Here is a 6,375-nt window from a genome sequence, read left to right on the forward strand (position 1 = left end):
TGAACCGTGGCTCCAGCGCCGGCGAGAAGCGGGAGAAGGTATCGACTATCGTGAGCACGCGCAGCTTGCGTCCCGTACCGACACGGCTTCCGCGCTTCAGAGCTGACGGATCTTCGTTGGGATCAAGTCGAATTCTCTTCAGTATGATGCGGCCCCAGACACCCGCCCGCCGCCAGCGGACGAAGCGGTTGTAGCACGTGGTGTACGGACCAAACGCCTGGGGCAAATCACGCCAAGGTGCTCCGGAGCGCAAGACCCAGAAAATCTCGTTGAGGACGCGGCGGTCGTTCACCCGAGGAACGCCACGCGGCTTGTTCGGCAGCATCGGCTTGATGGCGACCCATTCATAATCGGCGAGTCATAGCGCATGATTCGAGCCCCCAGTTTGGGAGTTTGAATCACGGAGGTCTGGTCGACCACAACACTCCCGGCCCCCCTGCTGCGCTTATGGGCTGAAGCGGACATCAAGGAAGCGACAACCCGCGCCGAAATCGTCGAGAATGACCCATTGCAGAAATGCCTGACTTGGCCATCGGCCGCTGCGGTTGGATTTTCCCCCTCCCTGACGGCTCGCCAATTTGATATAAAATACCGGCCCGCAGTGAGTGGGTAACATCGCGCTTCGTCCGTGGACGCTTGGCTCCACTCGGAGGAGAGCATCATGGGACATCGCAAATCGAAGGGCGTGACGATTGACGCCGACGTGGTCGCCGGAAACGGATTGTTCGACCGACGCGTTTTCCTGGGCGGCGCCGCAATGGCGGCAGCAACCGGAGGCATTACGTTCGCGGACACGGCAGCGGGCGGTCCGTTGCCGGTTGAATCTTGGATGAAGACGCCGGGCGCGCCATTCGTCCCCTATGGGCAACCGTCTGAATACGAAAATAATGTCGTGCGAACCTTCACGACGGCCCCTGGCACCACCGGCACCGGCGCGTCGCGAACACCTCATCATCTGCTCAATGGGATCATCACGCCGAACGGCCTGCATTTCGAACGCCACCACAGCGGAATTCCCAACATCAATCCCGATGCCCACAGATTGGTCATCCACGGCCTAGTCAAGCGCTCACTCGTCTTCACGCTCGATGAGCTCACGCGTTATCCAATGGAGTCACGGATCGCCTTCATCGAATGCGGCGGCAACGGCCAACTGCTTTATCAGAAAGAGCCCGCGCAAGTCGGAGTTCAGCAGATGCAGGGTCAAGTCTCTTGCGCCGAGTGGACGGGTGTCAAGCTGGCCGCCCTGCTGCAGGAAGCTGGCGTCGACCCGAAAGCGAAGTGGATTCTGGCGGAAGGTGCCGACGCCGCCGGCATGAGCCGCAGTCTGCGGCTCGCAGAGATCATGCAGGATGCATTGATTGCGTTGTACCAGAACGGCGAGCGCGTGCGGCCGGCGAATGGCTATCCCATGCGGCTGCTGCTCCCGGGATTCGAAGGCAACATGAACGTGAAATGGCTTCGGCGCATCAAGCTGACCGAAGGCCCAACAATGACCAAGGACGAGACGTCGAAATACACGATCACGATGCCTGACGGCAAATCGCTCCAATTCGTTTTTCCGCAAGAAGGCAAGTCGGTGATCACGCGTCCGTCGCCAGGACTCACCATGAAGGAACCAGGCGTCTACGAGATTACAGGGCTCGCCTGGTCGGGCTACGGCAAGATCGCCAAGGTCGAAATCTCGGCCGATGGCGGCAAGAGTTGGGCTCCCGCAGCTCTGCAGGAGCCAGTGCTGTCGAAGGCGTTGACGCGTTTCCGCATGGCGTGGCGCTGGAACGGCGGCCCCGCTGTCCTGCAAAGCCGCGCGACCGACGACATCGGCTACGTCCAGCCGACGCGCGAGAAAATGATCGCTGATCGTGGAAGCAGGACGATCTACCACTCCAATGCGGTCACGACGTGGGGCGTGTCCGAGAAGGGAGAGGTGAAGCATGTTTACGCATAACTCTGCCCTGGCTGCCGCTTGCGCACTTGGCTTATTTTCATCTGCGGCGCTGGCCGACAGCCCGAACCTCGGGAAGATCATAACTCCCGAGGAAGTCGCCCCGTGGGACATCAGCATAAGTCCTGACGGCGCCGGTCTGCCGCCCGGCAGCGGGACACCAAAGCAGGGTGAGGCCGTGTACGCGTCGAAATGCCTCGCCTGTCACGGCGAAAAGGGAGCGGGCAAACCGAACGATGCACTGGTGGGCGGGATCGGGTCGCTTGTCGGAGACAAACCTGCCATGAAGACGGTCGGAAGCTTCTGGCCCTATGCCACAACAATTTTCGATTACGTTCGGCGGGCAATGCCTTACAACGAATCGAAAACGCTGACCAATGACGAACTCTACGCAGTGGCCGCCTATATCCTGCAGCTCAACGGCATCATCGGAGAGAACGAGACGATGAATGCCCAGACGCTGCCGAAGGTACGTATGCCGAATCGGGATGGCTTTGTGACATTCGTCCCGGCAAAGCCGAAGTAGGTGATCAAAGTAGTTCCTTCAATGCACCTGCGGCGGTCCCCCATGACGACGTATGCCGCCTTCGATGTCGTGGGATTCTGCGCGCAGATCTCGCTGCCGCAGCCGAGGTGATCAAGTGAGGCATTGCAGCCCGCGTGCTTTTGCTGCGGCGCATGAGTCCGTTTGTGGCCCAAGCGGTCGACCCAGCATGTCCGCTAGATGTCCGCTCTTTGGAGGTCTAAGCCGACGCTGGCGATCCACCCAGCAAGGAGCCGCGCATACTGCCGTGTCGTCAAGCTGACGTTGAACCCACGCCGGCTCGTGAAGATAGTCACCCGGCCTCTTGGTGGTCGCCTTCAGATATTCATCGACGGCTTCCCGCGTCGCCTCGGTGAGTTCGAACTAGACCGGCCGGCCGGTCTTCTTCTGCCGAACGGTTGTGCGGTCGGCCGCGTAGCCCCTAGGGGCGATATCACCGACTTTAAGCGTCACAACGTCGCCGCCGCGGAGCTTACTGTCGATGGCGAGATTGAAGAGAGCAAGGTCCCGAACGCGCCCCTCGACTTGAAGCTTCGTTCGAATGGACCACACGTGCTTGGGCCGGAGTGGCGGCTTCGCTCCGACGATCTTCCCCTTATTCCAGGGGTTGCGCTTCGCAACCACTTTGGTAACGCTTGAGATGTCAGGCATGATGGCCTCCTCAGTTAGTGAGGTGCGCCATATTGGAGCCGGTAAACCCCTGAAAGAACGTCGGCTTTCAATTCGTTCGAGACGTGGCTCAGGCTCGATCCAGCCGATCAGGTGGCGGTTTTGGACCCATAGCGGACTTGCGCGGTGATTTGTTGTCAGCGACATGCTCGGAGGCTAGTGGCTAACAGGCCCTCAGAAGCCCTAAGCCTTTCGTGTGCGAGCAGTTGGCGCTGAAAAGTTCGGGTGCGATGATCTGACTTGGTGCGCCAATATCATCGCCAAAGTTCGGTAAGGAAACGGAGAACTGCCTTCACGTTCGGGCTGTGACGCCGGCTTTCGGGCCAGACGGCCGTTACCGACGAACGGTCTAGCGCATAGTCCTCAAGTATGGGCACCAATTCACCCCGCGCGACATGCGGAGCGGCTATGTAGGTCGCCGAGATGCCGATGCCACCGCCTGCGATCAGCACCGCCGACACGCCATCACTGGTGTCCACCGTGATCGCCGCATCAGGAACGAACTCCACGATGTCCCTACCGATAAGGAAGGGCCATCGCAGCGATTGACCCGAGCTCTGGAAGCGAAAGTTGACGCATCTATGACCAGACAGTTCGTCCGGATGCTGGGGTGTCCCGAACTTCTCCAGATATGATGGAGCCGCATAGGCGCAAAGTCGGTGCGGTCCCAGTTTTTTCGAGAGAAGACGGGTATCTGCCAGATCACCAACGCGGATAGCCACGTCTATACCTTCTTCGGCGACGTCGACGAACCGATCTGCGAGCCTTAGGTCGATCAGCAATTGTGGATACTGCTCGCAAAAGCGTGGTAGCGCAGGTCCCAGTACGTGGACACCAATCGGCAAAGGCGCCGCGATCCGGATTGTGCCTTTCGGCTCGGCGCGGGTCGCCAGCGCCGCTTGCTCGATCTCCTCCGCCTCCCGCAGCAGGCGCATTGCACGCTCGTGGAGGTCGCGTCCCTCCGGCGTCAGCGTGAGTGATCGGGTCGTCCGGTTGAAGAGCGAAAGGCCGAACTGCTGCTCGAGCCGCTGAACGCTCTTGCTCACCGCCGACGGTGACACCCCGAGCGCCCGCGCCGCCGCCGTATAGCTGCCAAGCGAAGCGGCCCGCGCGAACGCGATCAGCCCCGTCAGCCTTTCCAAACCGATTTGTGCCACCACGGCATCAGTAAAGCGAAGCCGAGAGCAATTATCAATCCCGTCCCACGCCCGTAAATCGAACCCCTGAGCGCCCTAGCGTGTGCCTTAAAGGAGTTCGACCGATGACAAACCAATTCCCATCCAGCCAGATCGAGGGTCAAAAGGTCCTGATCGTCGGCGGTACGTCCGGCATCGGTCTCTCGGCCGCGATCCAGGCCAAAGCGGCCGGCGCCGAGGTGACCGTGCTCGGATCGGACCCAGCGCGCGCGGCCCAGGTCGCGGCCGAACACGGTTTAACCGGTGGACTGAGTGCGGACGTGACCCGGCCCGAGACGATCGAGGTGGCGCTCAGGGGTGTGGCACACGTTGATCATCTGGTGCTATTGGCCGGCAGCTTCGCAGTGGGCAAGGTGCTCGAAGCCGATCTCCTTCGACTGCATCGAGCTTTCGACGAGCGCGTCTGGGCCGCCGTCCACGTCCTGCGGGCCTTGGACGAACGCCTCGCTCCCGACGCTTCGATTACCTTTATCTCAGGCGCACTCAGCGACCGCCCCAACGGCTACGGTACTGCCGTGCTCGCCGCAGCCTCGTCGGCGATGGAGTCGCTGGCGCGCGGCCTGGCGCTGGAGCTCGCTCCGCGTCGGGTAAACACGCTCTCGCCCGGTCCGATCGACACGCCGTTGCTCGGAAAAGCGTTGGGCGACGGACGCGATTCCTATGTCGCCCAGCTTCGGCAGACGCTGCCGCTCCATCGCTTAGGCACCCCGGATGAAGCGGGCGCGGCGGTCGTTTTCCTGATGGCTAACGGCTTCATGAACGGGGCCACTCTAAACATCGACGGCGGCTCGCGCCTCGTCTGATCCCGCCACCGCGACCCAGAGCACAACTTGGTACGTTCGTTAGCATACAAGAAGGCTTCGGTGACCGGCGGCTCCCGCGGCATCCGCGCCAACGTAATTGAGCCCGGTCCGATCGACACCGGCATGGCGCCAACCGAAGGGCCTGGGGCTGACATGCTCAAGGCCCACTTCGCTCTCAAGCGCTACGGCAAGCCCGAAGAAGTGGCCGCAGCCGTTGCGTTCCTGGTCGGGCCCGAAGCAGGCTTCATCACAGGCGCGACGCTCGCCATTGATGGCGGCTTATCGGCCTAAATTGGACGTCAGAGCATCCCAAAGAACCAGGAAACCAGACCATGTCAGATATCAATTATGATCTCCTGCTCCGATCCAACCTCCATCGCGTCTTCAACGAAAGAAATCCGGATCATCGAGCGCACGCGCTGGCAGAACTCTACGTCGATGATCCGGTTATGTTCGAGCCTGAAGGGGTGGTAGTCGGCAGGGAGGCGATTAGCGCCGTTGCGGGCAAGCTGCTCGACCAGTTTGGACCGACTTTTTCCTTTAAGCCCGACGGCGTCGCGCTCGGTCATCACGGTTTTGGCTTGTTGCGCTGGCATGCTGGACCGGACGGCGGTCCGGTAGCGGTCACCGGGGCTGACGCTGCAGAGTTCACCGGCGGCAGGATTGCCCGGCTCTGGGTGCTTCTTGATCGACAATGAGTGCTCGCGAATTTCTGTCGCGAAGTGCGAACAGCCACGGGCCCGTGTTGCAGGCCGCCATCGCCTTCCATAGGAACATTGCGAACAGTGAAGCCGCTTAAGTTGGCGCCGTCATTGATTCAGAACGCATGTCCGCTTCTGATGCTGTGGACGGCTCCTCCACGGGCACGAGAGTGCCAAGGAGTGGGCGCCGCTTGAAGCTCCCACGATTCGGAGGAGCAGCCTATGCAGTCAATTTCAACGATTGGTCTGGATATCGCGAAGTCGGTCTTTCAAGTGCATGGCGTCGATGCAGCCGGCCAGGTGGTCATACGCCGTCACCTCAAGCGCTGTTTCGTGCTGTCCTTCTTTGAGAAGTTGCCGCCGTGCCTGGTGGGAATCGAGGCTTGCGCGTCATCCCATTATTGGTCCCGCGAGCTGCGGGCGTTGGGGCATACGGTGCAATTGATGCCTCCGGCCTATGTGAAGCCCTACGGTGCGCCCCGACGGCGCGTATTACCAGTGGAGGAAGGATCCACCC

At 61.0% G+C, this 6,375-nt stretch carries 8 protein-coding genes and 1 pseudogene; 6 read left to right on the forward strand and 3 right to left on the reverse strand.

The features are described 5' to 3' along the window. Window positions 1-325: transposase (locus AC5ZFO_RS46745; protein ID WP_496124101.1), on the reverse strand; the 325-nt coding region annotated here is incomplete at its 3' end. A gap of 360 nt (window positions 326-685) precedes the next feature. On the opposite strand from AC5ZFO_RS46745, the gene soxC reads away from it, so the two are divergent. Further along, entirely contained in the window at window positions 686-1,948 is a 1,263-nt protein-coding gene (gene soxC, locus AC5ZFO_RS46750) for a sulfite dehydrogenase (protein WP_496124102.1), read from the forward strand. Then, complete coding sequence (locus tag AC5ZFO_RS46755) at window positions 1,935-2,471, forward strand: c-type cytochrome (RefSeq protein ID WP_496124103.1); 537 nt, start codon at window positions 1,935-1,937, stop codon at window positions 2,469-2,471. The genes soxC and AC5ZFO_RS46755 overlap by 14 nt, the downstream gene beginning before the upstream one ends. A gap of 381 nt (window positions 2,472-2,852) precedes the next feature. On the opposite strand, the gene AC5ZFO_RS46760 is transcribed toward AC5ZFO_RS46755, so the two are convergent. Continuing rightward, on the reverse strand, window positions 2,853-3,140 hold the full coding sequence (locus AC5ZFO_RS46760) for a site-specific integrase (RefSeq protein WP_496124104.1): 288 nt from the start codon (window positions 3,138-3,140) through the stop codon (window positions 2,853-2,855). Window positions 3,141-3,412: 272 nt separating this feature from the next. Then, complete coding sequence (locus tag AC5ZFO_RS46765) at window positions 3,413-4,315, reverse strand: LysR family transcriptional regulator (RefSeq protein WP_496124105.1); 903 nt, start codon at window positions 4,313-4,315, stop codon at window positions 3,413-3,415. A gap of 104 nt (window positions 4,316-4,419) precedes the next feature. On the opposite strand from AC5ZFO_RS46765, the gene AC5ZFO_RS46770 reads away from it, so the two are divergent. From AC5ZFO_RS46770 to AC5ZFO_RS46785, 4 genes and pseudogenes are all read left to right on the forward strand, one after another. Continuing rightward, complete coding sequence (locus tag AC5ZFO_RS46770; protein ID WP_496124106.1) at window positions 4,420-5,157, forward strand: SDR family oxidoreductase; 738 nt, start codon at window positions 4,420-4,422, stop codon at window positions 5,155-5,157. A gap of 60 nt (window positions 5,158-5,217) precedes the next feature. Further along, a complete protein-coding gene (locus tag AC5ZFO_RS46775; protein WP_496124107.1) occupies window positions 5,218-5,448 on the forward strand; it encodes an SDR family oxidoreductase in 231 nt (76 codons plus the stop codon). Between the two features lie 41 nt (window positions 5,449-5,489). Further along, window positions 5,490-5,855, forward strand: coding sequence for a nuclear transport factor 2 family protein (locus AC5ZFO_RS46780; RefSeq protein ID WP_496124108.1), 366 nt, complete (start codon window positions 5,490-5,492; stop codon window positions 5,853-5,855). Window positions 5,856-6,080: 225 nt separating this feature from the next. Further along, window positions 6,081-6,375 (forward strand): annotated as a pseudogene (locus AC5ZFO_RS46785) (hypothetical protein); the annotation flags it as partial.

The organism is Bradyrhizobium sp. Unk1, assembly GCF_059512345.1.